Raw genomic sequence first — 19793 nt, 5'->3', positions numbered from 1 at the left:
CAAGCGCTGATTCATCAAACACGGAGGGAACTTATGTCGCATCCAATGGCCACCTCGGCCACAACATCAACACTGATGGCGTTAACGGAAGAGAACCAGCAAACGCTGGCCGAACTTGTTTACACGCAATACCAGCAGTGGAAACAATCCCGAAGCGGACTGGAACGAAAATGGCGGGAATGCTGGGAGGCCTACCTGTGCGACACGCCTTCTCTCTATACAGAGACGGAAAACCACCCGCACGATCGCAGTCAGGTGGTGCGTCCGGTTTTATACGAAGCGGTGGAAGCCATTCACTCGAATCTGCTGAATGCCCTGTTTCCAGCCAATGAGCGCTTTTTCTCGGTCATCGGTAAAACCGAGGAAAACCACAATCAGGCCAATGTGATTGAGGAGTTTTTGCGCAATAAACTGGAAGACGCCAGCTTCATTGAGAAATACGCCCCTTTCCTGAAACAGGCCATTATCACCGGCAACACGGTGGCCGCCGTGCCCTGGCGAAAATCCACCCAAAGCCGACAAGCGCGGCAACCGGTCACCCTGTTTGGGGTGACGGTGGGCAGTCAAAAAGTCAGTCGGGAAGAAGTGACCTACCATGGCCCGGACTTTGAAACCCTGGATATGTTCGACTTCTTTATCGATCCCGACGCCCCGGATTTTGAACGGGCCAACGTCATCCGCAAAGTGGATCGGGAGTGGCAGAGCCTGAAAAATAATCCGGCTTACCACAATCTGGAAGCACTGGACCCGAACAATCCCAAGCGCCTGAGCATTGAGGACAGCAACAAGCAAAGCAAACGCCGGGCCTTTGGACTCACCGAAAATCCGCACACACAAAACAAGCAATCGTCTCCCAAAATCACCCTGCTGGAAGCATGGGGCGATTTTACGGTGGACGACACGCTGTACCCAAATTACGTGTGCGTAGTGGCCAATGGCGATACGGTCATTCGCTTTGAGCCCAACCCCTATGACTCGGGCATGAAGCCGTTCATTTTTACCAATTTCATTCCGGTACCCAACGAGATTTACGGAATAGGGGCCATCGAAAAATCGTTGGGTTTACAGCACGCCATCAACACCCTGACCAACCAAAAATTGGATGTAATAAACCTGTCCATTAACAACCCTTTTACCTATCTCATCAACGATGACGTGTTCGATCCCGAGGCGGTAGTCACTCGCCCGGGGGCGCTCATTCCGGTGAAAAGCCACGATACGCTAAGGCCCATTCAGTACCTGAATAATTTCACGGTGGCCTTTACCGAAATCGCCGATCTTAAAGCGGAAGCGCAGGAAGCCACGGGCGCCCTGAAATACTTCACCGGCAACGAGCAGGGACAATCCCGAACAGCCACGGAGGTGAGCGTTTTGGTGCAAGGCGGTACTCAAAAATTCTCCTCCTGCCTGGCCCACCTGGAGCATACCTCTCTGGAACCGTTCCTGAGGATGGTGCTGGAAAATGCCCGACAGTTTCTCAGCCAACCGGAGCAGTTGCGGGTGTGTCAGCCCGGCGGGCAAGTCCTGTTTAAAACATTATTACCGGAAGTGCTGCAAACCTGTCACTGTCAGTTCCGCATTGATGGTTCGCGAGGCCTGTTGAACAAGGCGCAGGAATTGAACGCCATCACCTCGTTTTTGCGACTGGTGGAAAACAGCGCGGCGCTGCGGGATCGGGTGGACTGGCTCAGCCTGTACAAAAAGGTGTATCGCCGTCTGGGTTTCACCGATGAAGCCGATATTTTCATCAGCGCACCGCCTCAAGCAGAAAGGGGAGCCTCCGCATGACCGCCTACAAACAACTCAGTTTGCGTGAAAAAGCCACCCTGTTTACGGATCTGATCCGGGAACCCGGTTGGGATCTGCTGCAAAATAGTTTCCGGCCGGAACTACGCACCCGGGTGACCGACACCGACGCCAAAGAGGCTTTTCTCTATGAGGCCATTCGGGCACAAGTGATTCAGGAAATTTTTTCCACACCGTTACTCATCATCCAACAGGCCGACCGGGAGTGGTCTCGCAAACCGATGGATACGGACTAACGAAACTCAGCGCACACTTAGCCATTTACACAAGGAGAAACCCATGTCTCAACCATCATCTTCGATATCACCAACGACACTTCAGTCGCGAAATTCGGGCAATCAGTCAACCGATCTCCCACAAAATCCAGCCAATCCAAGCCCGCCTAGCATTGAGTCCTTGCCACCCAATCAAGCTCTCGAGCTGTTTGTCAGCGATCCGTTTTCCTTCGTTCGACAAATTGTGGACGACGCCGCCAAAACTCATCTGGCCGACCTGAAAGAAGAGGCCGAATTAAAAAGCGCGCTGAACAGTTTCCGAAAAAAATCACCCGAGTTCGCCCGGTTTGAGCCTTTCATTCTGCAAGAGGTGGTGACCCTGCTGCGGGACGATCCCGATGGCGGAACCGATCAGTGGGAAACCCTGTTAGAAAAGGGCTTAGCCATCTTCTCCCAGAAATTTCAAGCCACACTCAAAGAAAAAATGGATACCGTCGATTCCGAAAAAAATAGCGGCATTCCCAAGCAAAATCCGTACATGGAAGCGGCCACCCAGCGTCAAACACCCAGTGAGCCGCCCCGATTCTCTCGGCAGCAAATTGCCCAAATGAGCCTGCCTGAATTTCTCAAAAACGAAGCAGCCATCAATGAGGCGCTCAAAAATAACCGGGTGCAGTAATAAAAAGCCCCATCCCAAGCACAGACCCGAAGGCCGCAAGCATTCGATTCAGCGGCTTTTTTAATGTCCCGTTTTCATCAACCAGAAAGGACCCCCGACAATGGCAACCGCAAACTTCATTCCCGAAATCTGGAGCAAAAAGCTGCTCAAAATTTTTGATAAAACCGTGGTCATGGCCAACCTGGTCAACCGTGATTTTGAAGGCGAAATCACCAACGCCGGTGACGTGGTTCATGTGCGCACCTTTGGCGATGTGACCGTCAACAACTACACCCGGGACATGACCATTTCCTTCCAGAGTCTGACCGATCCCATGGTGGATTTATTGATTGATCAACAAAAGTACTTCGCCTTTAAAGTCGATGATTTAGACAAGGCCCAGGCCAACGTAGATATTCTGGAAGGCTATGCGGGCCGGGCGGCCATCGCCATCCGGGACGTGGTGGACACCCGACTGATTGGTCACTACACCGATGTGGATTCGGGCAACGTCATCGGCACGGATGTGGCCCCCATCACCCTGACCAGCGCCAATATTTACGGCTACATCACCCAGTTGGCCGAAAAGCTGGACAACGCCAACGCTCCGCAGGAAGGTCGTAATCTGGTGATTACCCCCAAGTTCAAAACCCTGCTCTTGCAATCCACCGAATTTACCCGGGCCACCAGTCTGGGAGACAACGTGGTGCAAAACGGCTACATTGGGAACGTGGCTGGCTTTGGGGTGCATGTCACCACCAACAACCCGGCGGTCAGCGGGGTGGTTAATCTGCTGGCCTTCACCCAGGATTTCATCAGCTTTGCCAGCCAGGTTAGCAAGATTGAAACGGTTCGTCCTTACAACATGTTTGCCGATGCGGTCAAAGGACTGTACCTGTATGGTTCCAAGGTCATGATGCCCAAAGCGGGCGCCGTGTTGAAAGCATCCGCCTAACAACTCCTTTTCTCTCCCACTGTCTCTCTAACGCAACTCCACCGGGGCGATGGCTGTTATGGGCCATCGCTCCTTTTTTTCCTCTTTTATTTTTCCCGTTTTAAACCCAAGGAGAACAGGATGGATTTACCGTTTAACGATGAAGTGCAGCACAGTCCAACGCCTCCCGATATTTACTCGGAACAAGCCATCTGGCTTTGCGAAAACCGAAAAACCAAGTTTAAAACCCGTATTCAGGGCACGCTGGCCCAGATTCTGAAACAGTACCCCGCCGACTATCGGCTCAAACTGCTGAAGCTGAAAGGAGCGGCGGATGAGTACACTCCTGCAACTGGTGAATGAAACTCTGCGTCGCACCGGGCAGGTGGAGACCAGCACGCTCAGCAACGCCCAGACTCCCATCATTCAGACCGTGGACTTTCTCAACGAAACCTACACGGAAATCTTGCAACGATTACAAGTCCATCGTTTGCAGCAATCGGCCACCTTGAACACCACGGCGGGTACAAGCGCCTACAGCCTAACCACGCAATGTGAGGTGCAGGATGTCATCGCCGATTCCGTGCAGGAAACGGGCAGCAAAATCCGGATTGAAGAGGTGGACTACACCTACCCCATCGCCCACGGAGAAACGGTGACTGGCCGACCGCAGTATTTTTACCGCAAAGGGAACCAGTTATTTCTGTACCCGGTGCCCAACGCCACCTACACCATTCGCTACGATTACCAGCGAAGTCCACAAAAACTCAGCCTGAATAGCGACACCACCGCCCTCCCCGAAAGCTGGGAAACAGTGCTGATCCTTGGCACCCAGGCCCGCCTTGAGAAATTTTTAGGCGAAGGCGGCAGCGACACTTTTTTACTGTATCGCGATGGGCTGGCCCAGCTCAAAAGTCTGGCTCCCCGAAAACCCAGCTACCGCATGAAAGGGTTTTACCGGGGGGGAGGACAAACACCTTAAACGTGCTTACACCAAGTCCAAAAACGGGTTTTAAGGAAGCAGTAATCCATGCGCACATTTCAATTTTTCGATAACGCCGGAGGCATGAATTTACGAGCCAACGACCTGACCTTGAGAAACGGGGAGGCCGAAGCGATCGTCAATTTACACGCCACTACCCACGGCAGTTGGTCCAGCAACAATGTTGGTTACATTCACATCAACAGCACGCCGTTGTCCTCCGGTGCCACCATCACCAGCTTGTACCCCTATAAAAACTTGCTGGGACAAACGTTTTTAATGGCGGTCTGCGGAGATAAGCTCTACCAATTCAACGAAAGCACCGGGGCCGCCACCCTGCTTTACAGCGGCTTAACCCCCGATCGCACCATGAATTTTGTCACCTTTCAGGGCTTGCTGATTGGTTGCAACGGTGCGGACAACCCCATTAAATGGGACGGCCTGGATAGCGTTGGACTTCTGGAAAACTGGCCTCCGGATGTGTTTGGGATTGATGCTGGCAAACCCGCCTTATCGGAGATTTACGCCAACCGGCTGATCTTCGCCGGAGACGCCAGCAACCCCTCTCTGGTATATATCTCGGAACTGGAAAACGCCGAAAACTTTGAGCCCAGTTATTGGTCAGACTCGCCGGGGGCCATTCAGATTTCTCCCGGTGATGGCGAAAAAATAACCGGACTGAAAACCTTATTTTTGCCACTTCTGAATGAAGAGGTGCTGGTCATTTTCAAGGAACGCTCCACCTATGTGTTATCCGGTTCTGATGTAGACACGTTTGCCGTTCAGAAAATGTCGGATGAATTTGGAGCCGTTAGCCACCGCAGCATCGTACTGGTGGGCAACGAGCTGATGTTTCTGTCTCCGGAAGGAATCACCGCCCTGTCCACGGCCACGGCCCAGGGAAATGTCACCACGCTCTTTCTCTCCAACGCCATCAAGGCCCAGATTGAAAACCTGAACCGCTCGCAACTCGGCCAAAGTTTCGCCATCCATCTCAGAAACCGACAGGAGGTGTGGTGGTTTGTGGCTGATGGTAGCGCCATTCAGAATCAAACCGTGCTGATCTACAACTACGGCATCAACCGGATCTGGAGCAAGCGTCAGGGCATTGTGGCCGCTTGTGGCTGCACCTTTAACGGTAAACTCTACACCGGGAATTACCAGGGCATTGTGCAACAACAACTTAAAGGCAACAGCTACAACGGCCAGCCTGTTCACTGGCTCTATCGCACCGGCTTTCTGGACTTTGACACTCCCCGGCAACGCAAGCGCATCAAGGATATTCAGCTCTATCTCAAACAAATTTCGGAAGTCAACGTTACGGTCAACATGGTCTGGAACCTGCGCCGAGGCTCTCAGAACCAGCAATCCCGAACCGTATCCCTCACCCCGGATAGCGCCAGCACCGTCTATAACCAGACCACTTATGGCGCCGATTACTACAACCGGGCCGGCAGTGCCTGCTTCAGTCTGATACCAGCCGGATCCGGGCAGTACTTCCAGATGGAACTCACCGGCAACGAAGCGGATCGCCCGGTGGAAATTGAAGGCTGGACCATCACCGTGCTGGATGGCGGCACCCGATAAGTCACCCCACAAGTCACAGGAAGCAAATGCCATGACTCAAATCTCACGTCTCAAACAAGCGGAAATTGCCAACGGAAACCTGATCAACGCCGATGATCTGGACAGTGAATTCAACCAGCTGGTCACGGAATCCAACAGTCAAGACACCCGGCTAACCAGTCTGGAAACTGGCAATATAACCCTCAGCGGCACCAAAAGTTTTTCCGCCGCCATCAAAGCGGACACGCTGGAAGAACGCAGCGCCGGCGCAGGGGTCACCGTGGAATCTGTCACCCTGAAATCGGGCTCAGTTCGTCTGGCCCAAATACCGGGCTTCGTGGGAGCAGCCAATGGCGAGATTGGCTACGATTCCACCAGCCACGTTTACCGCCTTCGCGTAAATGGCGCCTCCCGATACCTCGTTCATGAGGGCAACCCGGTTCTCTACAAACACGGCATTACCGGCGCCGCCCCACTGTATGAGAGCAGCAGCGCCATACGGTTGAAAAACGGCTTGCGAGCCCGGAATTCCACCAACCAAACCGATATTGAACTGGCCGCCGATGTTGTTTTAAGTCTGGACAGCAGCGGACTGAATGGTCTGGACACCGGCACCAAGGCCGCCAATACCTGGTACTACGTGTATCTCGTGAAACGGAATATTGATGGCACCACCGGTGCTGTTTTTTCCACCGCGAACGAAGTCAGTGGGGGTAGCATCACCCTTCCCACCGGATACGATCTGAAGCGGCAACTGCCGTTAGCCGTCCGCACCGACGGCAGCAGCAATATCATTCCCTTTTACATCACAACGGGCTGGCCTTATCGTCCGGCCATCAAGTACCGGGTGACCATTCTCCCCCTCAACCTGACCCCGGCTACTGGGCAAACCATCGTTCTGGACGCAGGGACTGCCAGCACCTATACCGATGTTTCCCTGGCCAGTTTTGTGCCGCCCATTTCCACCCAGGCCATTTTACGGGGCGGCGTTTATCTCATTTCCACCAGCGGCAAATTCGGCTACATCCGCAAAAAAGGGAGTTCAGTCGATGAATTTGTGGTGCAAAACCTGAGCGGCAGAACCTTTACCGAGTACGAAAGCGAGATTGTAGAAACCGACGCCAACCAGATCATTCAATACCGCATGACCGACGCCACCAGCGGCATGGACATTAATGTGGCGGGCTACATTGTAACCGAGGTAATTTAACATGAACTTTTATTTACTGAGACACGACGGCACCATCAGCGATGCCGGTGATTATCCTCAGCAGCCGGAAGCGCGTGAGGAAGGCTCCTGGCAGCCGGGCAGGCCACCCGTAAACAGCCTGGAATTACAGCCTTTAACCGAGCAGTTACGATTGGTTTTTGAGACGGACTTACCCGCAGAAATGCAGGCCGATTTGGCGCCCCTGAAAGCCGCGGTGAAAATGGAGCTGGAGCAGAACCGTCCGCACATTGCCCGGCTGATCATTCAACGGGCTACTATCCCGGAGGCACTAGAGGCCCTGCGGCAAGGCATGCTCAGTCTGTTACCGGAATCTCCCCCACCCGCCCCGGAGACGTGATGGAACTGTTCGCGCAAGCCCGGCAGTATGTGGTTCCGGCGTTAATTTCATTTATGACGGTGAGCTTGTTGAAGCTGGGCATTTTTGTCACCCCGGTGGAACTGGAGCAATCGCTCCGGCAACTGGAGAACGCCATTCGGGCGGAATACGCCACCCGTCAGGATGTGGAGGACATCAAAACGCTGCTGAACCGGCTGGATTTTCAGTTGAATAAAATCAACGATCGCCTCAACCACCAGCAAGAATAAAAACGAAACAAGTACCCGACACACGTAATGAAAGCAGGACTGCCATGAGTCAAGATCCACGGGCCATTCAGCTCACCGCAAACTTTAAATTGTCCGAATTTTTGCACGGCGATGATCCCGTTCCCGCCCCATGGATTCTGGAAAATCTGTATCGGCTGGCCAATCGCCTGCAAGTCATCCGGGATTTGCTGGGCAAGCCCATCATCATCAATTCCGGTTACCGCAGCAAGGGGCATAATCTGGCCGTGGGCGGGGCGTCTCACAGTCAGCACCTCAATGGCATGGCCGCGGACATTGTGGTCAGTGGCATGCCCGCCAAAGCGGTTCAGGAATTTTTGAAGCACTGGTCGGGCGGCATGGGCTGTTATCAGCACTACACGCATCTGGACATTCGCCCCACCCAAGCCCGCTGGTCGTAAGCCCTCATTCTTTTCAGAAAGGATTCATCATGCTGAAAAAAGCGTTGCACCTGCTGGCCAATCTCAGTCTGGGGAAGGACTTGGCATTGGCTTTGAAAATCTTGAATTTACTGGCTCCCTTGGCGGGACGCTTAAGCGGGCTGGATGTGGCTCGACTGGTTTATGTTCAACTACCCGCTAACTGGAAATTCCCCAACGGCCCGGCCACTGAAGATGAGTTTTTAGACGCCATCCAGGCCGGGCAATTGTTTCTGGGAAAAGTCAAAGCACTCACCACCCATTAACGCCCTACCCACCCATCTGTGTCGATCATTCGGCACAGGTGGGCTTTTTTTGTTTTCGCACGAATGATCTGGATCGTTTCCTGTGCCGCAGTGGATTCCCGCCTCCGCGGGAATGACAATACCGCCCTTTTAAATACTGCATGAAACACACCATACCCCATTACCCCAAGACCCACTTGTTATAAACTAAAATTTCTCCTATTGATGAAGATGCCTGGAATATTCTTGGTTTTTACTCTCTCCAGGTCAGATAAAAATTGCTTTCTTGCGTGGGGAGGTCTGGAGGGGGGAGGTCTGGAGGGGGGACAGCGCAAACGCTGGACTCTGTCCCCCTTCCAGTGGGGGTTACAGGGGGCAACGCCCCCTTGAAAAATGGGATAGAACAAAGCCCCTTAAAATTTAATCGCTGAGTTTCAAAACCGCCATGAACGCCTCTTGCGGCACATCCACACTGCCGATGGACTTCATGCGCTTTTTCCCTTTTTTCTGCTTTTCCAGCAACTTGCGCTTCCGGGAAATATCCCCGCCATAGCATTTGTCCAACACGTTTTTGCGCATGGCTTTTACCGTGCTACGGGCCACAATTTTGCCCCCAATGGCCGCCTGAATGGGCACTTCAAACATCTGCCGGGGAATGATTTCTTTCAGCTTCTCGGTCAACACCTGACCCACGCTGTGCGCTTTGTCCCGGTGGACAATCACGCTGAGGGCATCCACGATATCGCCCGCCAACAAGATATCCAGCTTCACCAGATTGCTGCGCTTGTACTCGGAAAAACTGTAATCCATGGAGGCATAGCCCTTGGAGCAGGATTTCAGCTTGTCGTAATAATCGGTGACCATCTCGTTGAGGGGCAATTCATATTGCAGGTTCACCCGCACTTTATCCAGATAATCCATGCCCAGGAAAATGCCCCGCCGGGTTTGAGAGAGATCCATCAAAGCGCCCACAAACTCGTTGGGGGTAATGATGCTGATTTTAACAAAGGGCTCTTCCATATACTCCCGCTTAACCGGATCGGGCAGCTTGGAGGGGTTGTCCACCTCAATCACATCGCCATTGGTCATGTGTACTTTGTAGACCACACTGGGGGCGGTGGTAATCAGATCCAGATTATACTCCCGCTCCAGACGCTCCTGAATGACTTCCATGTGCAGCAGGCCCAAAAAGCCGCAACGGTAGCCAAAGCCCAAGGCTTCAGAACTTTCCGGCTCAAAAGTAATACTGGAATCGTTCAGTTTCAGCTTTTCCAGAGAATCTTTCAAGACCGTATAATCATCGTTGTTCACCGGATACAGCCCGCAAAAGACCATGGGCATGGCTTTCTGGTACCCCGGCAAGGGCTCTTTAGCCCCGTTGACATGCAGGGTCACGGTATCACCCACAAAGGCGCCCATTTCCTTAATGGAGGCGGAAATATAGCCCACCTCACCGGACACAAGATTGGCCCGGGGATGGCGCACCGGCTTCATCACACCCACTTCCGTCACATCATAGACTTTCTGGTTTTCCATAAAGCGGATGCGATCACCCTGCTTCACTTCGCCGTCCACAATGCGCACGTAAGTAATGATGCCCATGTAGGCATCAAAGTAGCTGTCAAAAACCAAAGCCCGCAAGGGTTTTTCCATTTCGATTTTTGGCGGCGGCACATACTCCACCACCGCTTGCAGAATGTCCTCAATGCCAATGCCTTCCTTGGCGCTGCACATAATGGCGTTGGAGGTGTCGATGCCCACCACTTCCTCAATTTCTTTCAGCACCCGATCCGGGTCAGCGCCGGGCAAATCGATTTTGTTCAGCACCGGAATGATTTCCAGGTTGGCCTCAATGGCCAGATACACGTTAGCCAGCGTCTGCGCTTCCACCCCTTGCGAGGCGTCCACCACCAGCAAGGCCCCTTCGCAGGCTTGCAGGGAGCGCGATACTTCATAACTGAAATCCACGTGTCCGGGCGTGTCGATCAGGTTCAAAATATAATCCTTGCCCTGATACTGATAATCCATGCGGGCCGCTTGCAGCTTGATGGTAATGCCCCGCTCCCGCTCCAGCTCCAGGTTATCCAGTACCTGATCCTTCATTTGGCGCTTATCGATGGTGCCGGTAAATTCCAGCAGACGGTCGGCAATGGTGGACTTGCCATGATCGATGTGGGCGATAATGCAGAAGTTACGAATGTTGGAGGGCGCAGGGTTTGACATGAATAGGAAATCTCTTTTCAGGGTATGAGGGGTAAAAAGGGGACGGTTACACCGCAGCGGGTTGCGGGGATTTCAGGGCCGGACGCCATTCCTGAATTTGCTTCAGCACAAAGGGCAGCACCTCGGCCTCCGGCAGATCGATAGCCTGATCCTGATCCCGCAGCTTCACTTCCAGCAGGCCTTCCGCGGCTTTTTTGCCAGCGGTGACCCGAATGGGGAAACCAATCAAATCGGCGTCTTTAAACTTGACGCCAGCCCGTTCGTCCCGATCGTCCATCACCACTTCCACGCCGGCGGTGCGGAGTTGCTCATACAAGCGCTGGGCCAGGCTCATCTGGGTGTCATCGGTGACGTTGACCGGCACCACAATGGCCTGATAGGGGGCGATGGCCATGGGCCAGATAATGCCGGATTTATCGTGAAAACGCTCAATGGCCGCCGCGGCGGTGCGAGACACCCCGATGCCGTAGCAGCCCATGATGAAGGGCTTTTCGCTGCCATCTTCATCGGTGTAGGTGGCATTCATGGAGCCGGAATACTTGGTGCCCAACTGGAAGATGTTGCCCACTTCAATGCCCCGGGTCATGTTCAGTTTGCCGGTTTTGCACTCAACGCAGGCGTCGCCGATTTTAGCCAATCGCAAGTCGGCATCTTTAATCTGCGGCTCATGCAGATGGGCATCGCCCCAATTGGCGCCCACCAGATGCTTGCCACGCTCATTGATGGCCATCACGAAATTCCGCAAGCCGGACACAGAACGATCGGCAATGATTTTCAGTTTTTGCAAAGTTTCGGCAGACAAGTTGTAAGGTCCCACATAGCCTTTGACATCGCCGATTAACGCAATGATTTCTTCCTCGGTGGCCAGACGAATTTCATTGCCAGCAAAGGCGTTGAGCAATTTAATTTCCTCAACCGCCAAATCCCCCCGAATCAGGGCCATGACCGGCATTTTTTCGTCAATCACATAGATCAACGTTTTCAAAATCGTTTCAGGGCGCAATTGGAACTTGCGCTCCAAAGCCTCTATGGTGCTGGCGTTGGGGGTATCTAAAACGGTTGATTCAGCATGATCGCCGGTGGTGTCGGCTTCCGGCAAGATCGACTCAGCCCGTTCAGCGTTGGCTGCGTAATCACAGCTATCGCAGAAGAATACGTCGTTCTCCCCGCTTTCCTGCTCCCCGGGAGCAATGCGGGTCAGCACCATGTACTCGTGACTGACGCTGCCGCCAATGGCCCCGCTATCACTGCGTACCTGACGGGTTTCCAAGCCGCAGCGCTCAAAAATGCGGGTGTAGGTTTCGGCCATCTTCTGGTATTCCCGATCCAGGCAGTCCTGACTGCTGTGGAAGCTGTAGGCGTCTTTCATAATGAACTCACGGCCACGCAACAAGCCGAAGCGGGGCCGAATCTCATCCCGGTACTTGGTCTGAATCTGGTACAAATTGACCGGCAACTGACGGTAAGAGCGCACTTCCTTGGTGGCGATGTCGGTAATCACTTCCTCGGCGGTGGGGGCCAAGCCATATTCACGACCGTGGCGATCCTTGACCCGCATCATCAGCTCCCCGTAAACATCCCAGCGCCCGGAGGCCTGCCACACTTCCGCCGGTTGCAGAATGGGCATCAGCAATTCCTGCGCCCCGGCCCGATCCATTTCTTCCCGGACAATTTGCTCTACTTTGCGCAAGACACGCCACATTAAGGGCAAATAATTGTAAACCCCGTTGGCCAAACGCCGGATGTAACCGGCCCGCACCAATAACTGGTGGCTGACCACCTCGGCATCCGCCGGGTTTTCACGCAAAGTAGGGGCTAACAACTGGGTCATTCGCATGGGCAGGGATCTCTTCCTATAACCGGTATCAGTGCCTTCCATCATAGTGGAAAGGCGACCGCTTGCAAAGCAAAGGGGCGCTTCCGCTCAGAAACACCCCACTGCGATTTTAGTAAAGTTCGGTTAATCCGGCTGAACCACCAACGGAATCTCATGCTCATGATCCACCGGGTCCAGCTTGGGCTGGCCTTTCTGGCCGCTCCCATTGCCTCGGGCGTGAACCACATCATCCATAATGGCCTTGAACTCAACATCATCCAGGGTTTCTTTTTCCAACAGCACCTTGACGATGGCGTCCATGACATCCCGGTTCTCAATCAGCATCGCTCGCACCTGATCGTAGAGGTCTTCAACCAGGGTTTTCACTTCCCGATCAATCAAGGCGGCCACTTCTTCACCGTAGTTCCGCTCGCTGCCGAAATCCCGACCCATGAACATATGCTCGTTCTGCTTACCGTATGTAATGGGGCCCAATTTTTCGTTCATCCCATAGACGGTCACAATGCGACGGGCCATGGAGCTGACTTTCTCCAGATCGTTGCTGGCCCCGGTGGTGACATCCTGGTACACCACCTCTTCAGCCACCCGGCCACCCAGGGCCACCGCAATGCGGGCCAAAATCTGCTTTTTAGACATGTGTACCTTGTCATCCTCAGGCATGGTCCAGGTCAAGCCCAACGCCATCCCCCGAGGAATAATGGTGACCTTGCGCAAGGGGTCGCTATCCGGCGTAAGTACGGCCACCAATGCGTGACCCACTTCGTGATAGGCGGTCAACTCCTTGTCCTTCTCGGACATGATCTTGTTCTTCTTCTCGGCACCGGCCAGTACCTTGTCAATGGAGTTCTCGATATCAATCTGGTGAATGACTTCCTTGTTCTGACGAGCGGCCAGCAAGGCCCCTTCGTTCAGCAGGTTGGCCAAATCAGCCCCGGTAAAGCCCGGCGTGCGCTTGGCCAGCAGCTTGAGATCCACATCGCTGGCCAGAGGTTTGCCCTTGGCATGCACTTTCAAAATCTGCTCACGGCCCTGCACATCCGGGCGATCGATCATGACCTGCCGGTCAAAACGACCCGGGCGCAACAGCGCGTTATCCAGAATATCGGGCCGGTTGGTGGCGGCCAGCACAATAATGCCGGAATGCGGATCGAACCCATCCATCTCCACCAGCAACTGGTTCAGGGTTTGCTCACGCTCATCGTGACCACCGCCCATGCCAGCGCCCCGTTGACGACCCACCGCATCGATTTCATCCATAAAGATGATACAGGGGGCGTGCTTCTTGGCCTGCTCGAACAAATCCCGAACCCGGCTGGCGCCCACGCCCACAAACATTTCCACAAAATCCGAACCGGAAATGCTGAAAAAGGGCACCCCGGCTTCCCCGGCCACCGCTTTGGCCAGCAAGGTTTTACCGGTGCCCGGTGAACCCACCAGCAACACGCCCTTGGGAATCTTGGCCCCCAGCTTCTGGTAACGCTCCCCGTTTTTGAGGAAATCGACCACTTCTTCCAGCTCGGCCTTGGCTTCATCAATACCGGCCACATCGTTGAAGGTGACCTTGACCTTGCTGTCCATGGACATTTTGGCACGACTTTTACCGAAAGACAGAGCCTGAGAGCCGCCGCCCTGAGCGTTGCGCAGAATCATCAGCAAAATGCCCAGGAAAATAATGGGCACAAACACGGTGGTCAGGGTGGTCAGCCAAAAACTGTCATTCTCCCGCTTGGCAAAGGAAAAAGGTACGTTGTACTGCTGCAAAGTCGGCACCAGCAAGCTGACCCCGGCGCCACTTTCCGGCAAAATCACCTGATACTGAATTGGCCTGTTTTTAGCGCCCACCGCAGTCATGGGGGTCACAGCCACAGGCGGTTTTTCCGAGGCAGCCGCAGCGGGCCGGGACGCCTGCTCCTGCACAGGCTGAGACGGCGCTTTAACAGCGGACGGGCCAACCTGAGGCTTGACAGACTCCGCAGACGTTAATGATTCCGGAGCGGCAGTCCTGTTTTCAGCAGGCTTGGAGGTCACAGGCTTTTCCTGCGATCCCGAGGCTTTTTCCAGCCCGGCTTCTCCGCCAATACCCACAGGGGCCGTCCGCCAGTTGACAGATTGAGACTCCGCCTTGGATTCCAGGGCCTTAACGGCCATTGCATTATAGCCAGTGGCCCCGTTATCCCGAATTTCCACCCGCACAATTTCACGGGACTTCACCAGGTCAAGAAAATCGTTGAAGGTCACCTGAGACGGAATCAGAACCTCTCCCTTGAGCATTGGCGTTATAAAAAGCGCCAGCAAAAGCAGGATGACCATAATGCTAATGCCGATAGTTTGATCTTTCTTTTTCATAAAGCCACTAAAGCTGCTCCCTGACAATTTGAACTAAAACTGTTTGGCCTGAAATGGAAATCAGAGACTGACCCTTGGGGGAACGATGCGGTCCCAAAAAGCAACATAACGACAGGCAGGCACTCAAAAAACCATTTCCTCTCCATGCTCTCGCTATCAAGAGGAGCGGGAGCGCACCAGAAATATACTGGCATTATATCATAGTAGGCCTCCAAAAAGTGCCACACTTGCCCAAGCCCCCATCCGGGCTGAATTTCCCAGCAGTGGTTAAAATTACCCTTATCATCTTGGTCACTGGGTGGCATTGTGTTACTATTAAGCGTGTTGAGCTTTAAATACAGGTTAGAGAGACCATGACGCCCCTGACGACCGACGACTTTCCTTACACCCTGAGCTATGTAATGGAACTTTTGGGGCTGGAGGAACGGGAACTGATGAGTTTCGTTCAAACTCTCGGCCTGAGTCCCAGAAAAGATGAGAAGACAGGCCGGGTCATCTTTACCCACCGGGACATTGAAGCCATCAAAAAGGCCAGAGAGCTTAAAAAATCCGGTGAACTGACCGAAGGGCTGGCACAGCCCGTGAGCATTAACAAAATGGTCCCGGGGCAAAACACGGCGGCCAGCGCAGAGGAAGATACTATTAGCCCCACTGGCAAGAGCGGGTACATGTCGCCCATGAGTGGCGGGAGCAGTCAATCGCTGCGAAACGCCACCAGCGGCAAGGACAACATCACCGTCATGGTGGAAGCGGTCAGCCAGGTGAAGGAAGGCATCCTCAAGGATTTATCCCGCCTGCTGGATGACAAGCTCTCCGGTCTGGATGAAGTGGTGGTGGAGTTAATCCGCTGCAAAAGCGAGAATGACAGCCTGAAAAAGAAGCTGGATGAAGCCGTTCGGGCCAAGGAAACACTGGAGTACGAGCTTTCCCGGTTCAAGCCGGTTCAGTTCGGCTTCTTCCGGAAAACGTAAGGGATTGACGCTGGCATAACCACCGTTCGGGGCGCTGAGGCATCGAGACCTGATCTGCGATGCGGCATTTCCGTTTGACGAATCATTCGGTTAGCCAGCTTGACTGACCTTGGCGTTGGTTGAACAGGGCGAAGCAAGGGCCATTGGTGCAAGACTGACGGCTTGAAGTCAATAGGCAGGACGGCGGGCTGCAGAATCGCCCCGCCTAGCGTTTCAAGCGGAATAAAACCAGACTGCGGGCCTGAAGCCTGTAGACCGTGTCTCCGCCGCAATATAGGGTATCGTCCTCTCGCTCCCCACTGCCATTCGGCAATGAATCCGTGGCCGTATCAAACAGCTGAATCCAGGCGTCTCCCCGGTTTAACCGTGGCAGGTGAAAAGCCACCGGCTTATGCGATGCGTTCAGCACTAGCAAAAAAGTACTGCCTGAAACAGGATTGCCTTTTTCGTCGAGTTCATTGATGGCGGAACCGTTCAACAAGGCTCCCATCCACAATGCCTGGGGATCATGCCAGTCCGCCTCCGACATTTCCAGCCCCTGGGCGTTGTACCAAATGACATCCTTGATGTTGTAGGCCTTGGAAGTCAGCCCGATAAAAAACTTGCGGCGCTGAAAGACGGGATTCTCCTTGCGAATGCGAATGAGCTGCTTCACAAATTCATAAAAGTTCTTTTCCGGCTCGGTCAGCTCCCAGTTCAGCCAACTAATGGCGTTGTCCTGACAATAGGCGTTGTTATTCCCTTGCTGGGTGCGGCTCAGCTCATCGCCTGCCGCAATCATGGGCACCCCCAACGAGAGCAGCAGGGTGGCCATTAAATTCCGCTTCTGCTGAAACCGAAGGGCATTGATCCGCAAATCGTCGGTCTCCCCTTCCACTCCACAGTTCCAGCTGTGGTTGTGATTATCCCCGTCCCGGTTGCCTTCCCCGTTGGCCTCGTTATGTTTCTGGTTGTAGCTGACCAGATCGTGCAGGGTAAACCCGTCATGCGAAGTCAGAAAATTAATGCTGGCATGCGGATCTTTCTCTGAGTACAAATCGCTACTGCCCGCAATGCGGGTGGCCATTTCACTGAGGGTCCCGGCATCGCCCTTCCAGAAGGAGCGGGCCGCGTCGCGGTATTTGCCGTTCCATTCCGTCCAAAGCACGGGGAAATTCCCCACCTGATAGCCCCCCTCCCCCAGATCCCAGGGCTCGGCAATCAGCTTGGTCTGGCACAGAACCGGATCTTGATGAATGACATCGAAAAAGGAGCCCAGCTTGTCCACATAATGCACATCCCGGCCCAGCGTGGCGGCCAAATCAAAGCGGAAGCCATCCACGTGCATTTCCAGTACCCAGTAGCGCAGGCTGTCCATAATCAGCTGGATCACCCGAGGGTGGCTGACATTCAGCGTGTTGCCGCAACCGGTATAATCCATGTAGAAGCGGGGCTCTTCCTCCACCTGCTTGTAATAACTGCGATTGTCAATGCCTTTAAAGCTGAGCGTTGGCCCCAGATGGTTCCCCTCGCAGGTGTGGTTGTACACAACATCCAGAATGACCTCAATGCCTGCCGCATGCAGGGAACGCACCATGGTCTTGAACTCCAGGATGGGGTCTTCCGGGTTATGTTTCTGGGAACTGTAGCGCAGCTCCGGGGCAAAGTACCCCAGGGTGTTGTAGCCCCAGTAATTGCTAAGGCCTCGGATTTTCAGAAAGTGATCGTCCACGTGCTGATGCACCGGCAACAGCTCCACCGCGGTCACCCCCAAATCCAGCAAATGCTCAATCACCGGCTCACTGCCCAGGGCGGCGTAGCTGCCTCGCAAATGCTCCGGCACTTTGGGATGGCGCATGGTCAAGCCCTTGACGTGGGCCTCGTAGATAATAGTCTTGTGCCAGGGGGTACGCAGGGGCTTATCGTCTCCCCACACGAAGGAATCATCCACCACAGCGGCCAGCGGGGCAAAAGGGGCGCTATCCCGAGTGTCTATCAACAGATCGGTATCGGCAAAAGTGCTACTGCGGTGCGGATCCGGGATTTGATAGCCGAACAGGGCGTCATTCCAGCGCTCCAGACGCACTACCGACTTGGCGTAAGGGTCCAGCAGCAGTTTGTTGGGGTTAAATCGATGACCCTCTAAAGGATTCCAGGGGCCATACACCCGGTATCCGTACAATTGACCCGGTCTCAAATCCGGAAAGTAGCCGTGCCAGACGTGATCGGAATACTCCAGCAGCAAGACTCGCCTTGACTCCACGGTATCATCCGCCGAGTCAAACAGGCACAGCTCCACCGCTTCGGCGTACTCGGAAAACAGGGCAAAGTTGACCCCCATGCCATCCCAGGTGGCCCCCAAGGGGTATGAACTCCCCGGATAGACCCGCAATTCTACCGAACTCAACGGCGCTGTCGTCATCCCCATTCTCCTCAAACAGACAACTGGTAGTGATTATCATAAACGCTAACCGAAAAACTGAAACAATGATCTTCTGTGACACGATGGCCACGGACTGACGGAACGCCACTGTGCAGGGCCCCGAAGGCCAATCCCCGAAGGCTATACCCCACCAGCCAAAACCGCCGAACGAAGCTGCGGCTCCAAATGCACCACCCGCCGGGGAAAGGGAATCTCAATCCCTTCCGCCTGAAAGCGCGCGTGCAGCGCCTTGATAAATTCGTGTTTAACCGCGTACTGGTCCTCAAACCCTTGGATCCGCAAAATAACGGTCAAGCCAATGCCGGACTCGCCAAAAGTATGGTACCGAATGAAGGGATCAAAATCGATCACCGCGCCCAGAGTTCGTTGTAACACTTCTTTGGCCACACTCTGGATGACCCTTTCCACCTGCTGCAAATCACTGGCATACCCAACGCTGACCTCGACCAAAGTCGACATTTCCGGGATAGGCAAGGCAAAATTGGTAATGATGGTGGAGGACATCTTGGCGTTGGGTACCAGCACCAAATTGTTGCTGAGCTGACGAATGACCGTGTTCCGCCAGCCAATGTCCTGAATAAAGCCTTCCTGCCCCGATTCCAGACGCACAAAGTCACCCACCTTGATCTGCCGGGCCAAAATCATCTGAATGCCGGCGAACATGTTGGCCAAGGTATCCTGCAAGGCCAGAGAAATGGCCAAGCCACCGACCCCCAACGCGGTGATGAGGGGCAGTACCGATATCCCCAGACTTTGCAGCAACACAATGGAGCCGCACAAAAACACCAGCAACCGGATAATGTTCTCAAAAATGGAGGTATTGGGCAGGGCCTTCAGGGCCTGAGTATGATCCAGGTAAAAGCGGGTCAGGGCAACGGACACTCGCCCGAAGAAGCGGATGGCAATCAGCATGGCCACGATAAACAGGGCCTTGCGCACAATTTCCAGACTCTCCGCGGAGAGGAAGGGCATTTGGTAAGTAGCCCCATAACTCCCCCACAACCCGAACAGCCAGGGCAGCAATCCGCTCAGCATGCGATCCAGTGAGCCATTCATGGCCGGATAAACCCGACTCAGCAAACGATGCGTCGCGTTGCGCATGATGCGCTCCGCCAGAAAGCCTGCCGCTGTGCCGATTGCCACATACAACACCGGCCAAAGCCACAAGGTCCAGTCCAGCAGGGGAAGCACCCGGCTGGCCAACGCCTGCAATTCATCGGGGATGTATAGTCGCATGATTCCATCGCTCCATTGCTTCCGCTCCAAGGCTTCCTGATGCCAGCAAAGCCGGTAACGCACTGCCTTGATTAACGCAAACCCAAACCGGTTTGACCA

At 54.1% G+C, this 19793-nt stretch carries 18 protein-coding genes; 13 read left to right on the top strand and 5 right to left on the bottom strand.

Annotated elements, in window-relative coordinates; all coding sequences use genetic code 11:
* The first annotated feature begins 33 nt into the window (after positions 1-33).
* From DF283_RS04310 to DF283_RS04255, 12 genes are all read left to right on the top strand, one after another.
* A complete protein-coding gene (locus tag DF283_RS04310; RefSeq protein ID WP_303673481.1) occupies positions 34-1788 on the top strand; it encodes a portal protein in 1755 nt (584 codons plus the stop codon).
* Entirely contained in the window at positions 1785-2042 is a 258-nt protein-coding gene (locus DF283_RS04305; protein WP_303673480.1) for a hypothetical protein, read from the top strand. Before DF283_RS04310 ends, DF283_RS04305 begins: the two co-directional genes overlap by 4 nt.
* Before the next feature lie 43 nt (positions 2043-2085).
* Positions 2086-2700 carry a hypothetical protein gene (locus DF283_RS04300; RefSeq protein WP_303673479.1) on the top strand — a complete coding sequence of 205 codons (615 nt, stop codon included), beginning with the start codon at positions 2086-2088 and terminating at the stop codon, positions 2698-2700.
* A 100-nt stretch (positions 2701-2800) separates the two neighbouring features.
* A complete protein-coding gene (locus DF283_RS04295) occupies positions 2801-3634 on the top strand; it encodes a major capsid protein (RefSeq protein WP_303673478.1) in 834 nt (277 codons plus the stop codon).
* Positions 3635-3754: 120 nt separating this feature from the next.
* On the top strand, positions 3755-3976 hold the full coding sequence (locus DF283_RS04290; protein ID WP_303673477.1) for a hypothetical protein: 222 nt from the start codon (positions 3755-3757) through the stop codon (positions 3974-3976).
* On the top strand, positions 3948-4595 hold the full coding sequence (locus DF283_RS04285) for a phage adaptor protein (RefSeq protein WP_303673476.1): 648 nt from the start codon (positions 3948-3950) through the stop codon (positions 4593-4595). Before DF283_RS04290 ends, DF283_RS04285 begins: the two co-directional genes overlap by 29 nt.
* Before the next feature lie 48 nt (positions 4596-4643).
* On the top strand, positions 4644-6182 hold the full coding sequence (locus tag DF283_RS04280; RefSeq protein WP_303673475.1) for a hypothetical protein: 1539 nt from the start codon (positions 4644-4646) through the stop codon (positions 6180-6182).
* A gap of 31 nt (positions 6183-6213) precedes the next feature.
* Positions 6214-7371, top strand: a complete 1158-nt coding sequence (locus tag DF283_RS04275) for a hypothetical protein (protein WP_303673474.1) — start codon at positions 6214-6216, stop codon at positions 7369-7371.
* Between the two features lies 1 nt (position 7372).
* A complete protein-coding gene (locus DF283_RS04270) occupies positions 7373-7729 on the top strand; it encodes a hypothetical protein (RefSeq protein WP_303673473.1) in 357 nt (118 codons plus the stop codon).
* Entirely contained in the window at positions 7729-7977 is a 249-nt protein-coding gene (locus DF283_RS04265) for a hypothetical protein (RefSeq protein ID WP_303673472.1), read from the top strand. The genes DF283_RS04270 and DF283_RS04265 overlap by 1 nt, the downstream gene beginning before the upstream one ends.
* 44 nt (positions 7978-8021) lie before the next feature.
* Entirely contained in the window at positions 8022-8396 is a 375-nt protein-coding gene (locus tag DF283_RS04260) for a D-Ala-D-Ala carboxypeptidase family metallohydrolase (protein ID WP_303673471.1), read from the top strand.
* 29 nt (positions 8397-8425) lie between these two features.
* Complete coding sequence (locus tag DF283_RS04255) at positions 8426-8680, top strand: hypothetical protein (RefSeq protein WP_303673470.1); 255 nt, start codon at positions 8426-8428, stop codon at positions 8678-8680.
* A 399-nt stretch (positions 8681-9079) separates the two neighbouring features.
* Here the strand turns inward: DF283_RS04255 and lepA are convergent, their stop codons facing one another.
* From lepA to ftsH, 3 genes are all read right to left on the bottom strand, one after another.
* Positions 9080-10882: a translation elongation factor 4 gene (gene lepA, locus DF283_RS04250; RefSeq protein ID WP_303673469.1), complete on the bottom strand. Its 1803-nt coding sequence runs from the start codon at positions 10880-10882 to the stop codon at positions 9080-9082.
* Positions 10883-10928: 46 nt separating this feature from the next.
* Positions 10929-12719 carry a proline--tRNA ligase gene (locus DF283_RS04245; RefSeq protein ID WP_303673468.1) on the bottom strand — a complete coding sequence of 597 codons (1791 nt, stop codon included), beginning with the start codon at positions 12717-12719 and terminating at the stop codon, positions 10929-10931.
* A 123-nt stretch (positions 12720-12842) separates the two neighbouring features.
* Positions 12843-15065, bottom strand: a complete 2223-nt coding sequence (gene ftsH, locus DF283_RS04240) for an ATP-dependent zinc metalloprotease FtsH (RefSeq protein ID WP_303673467.1) — start codon at positions 15063-15065, stop codon at positions 12843-12845.
* 353 nt (positions 15066-15418) lie between these two features.
* On the opposite strand from ftsH, the gene DF283_RS04235 reads away from it, so the two are divergent.
* Positions 15419-16036, top strand: a complete 618-nt coding sequence (locus DF283_RS04235; protein ID WP_303673466.1) for a MerR family transcriptional regulator — start codon at positions 15419-15421, stop codon at positions 16034-16036.
* Between the two features lie 205 nt (positions 16037-16241).
* Here DF283_RS04235 and glgX read toward each other — a convergent pair whose 3' ends face one another.
* Both glgX and DF283_RS04225 read right to left on the bottom strand, forming a co-directional pair.
* The gene (glgX, locus tag DF283_RS04230; protein ID WP_303673465.1) at positions 16242-18437 is read right to left on the bottom strand and encodes a glycogen debranching protein GlgX; all 2196 of its coding nucleotides are present in this window, start codon (positions 18435-18437) and stop codon (positions 16242-16244) included.
* Positions 18438-18578: 141 nt separating this feature from the next.
* Entirely contained in the window at positions 18579-19694 is a 1116-nt protein-coding gene (locus tag DF283_RS04225; protein WP_303673464.1) for a mechanosensitive ion channel family protein, read from the bottom strand.
* Between the last annotated feature and the right edge of the window lie 99 nt (positions 19695-19793).

This window comes from Vampirovibrio chlorellavorus (assembly GCF_003149375.1).
Taxonomy (GTDB): Bacteria; Cyanobacteriota; Vampirovibrionia; order Vampirovibrionales; family Vampirovibrionaceae; genus Vampirovibrio; species Vampirovibrio chlorellavorus_B.
This window is presented reverse-complemented; position numbering and strand designations above follow the sequence as displayed.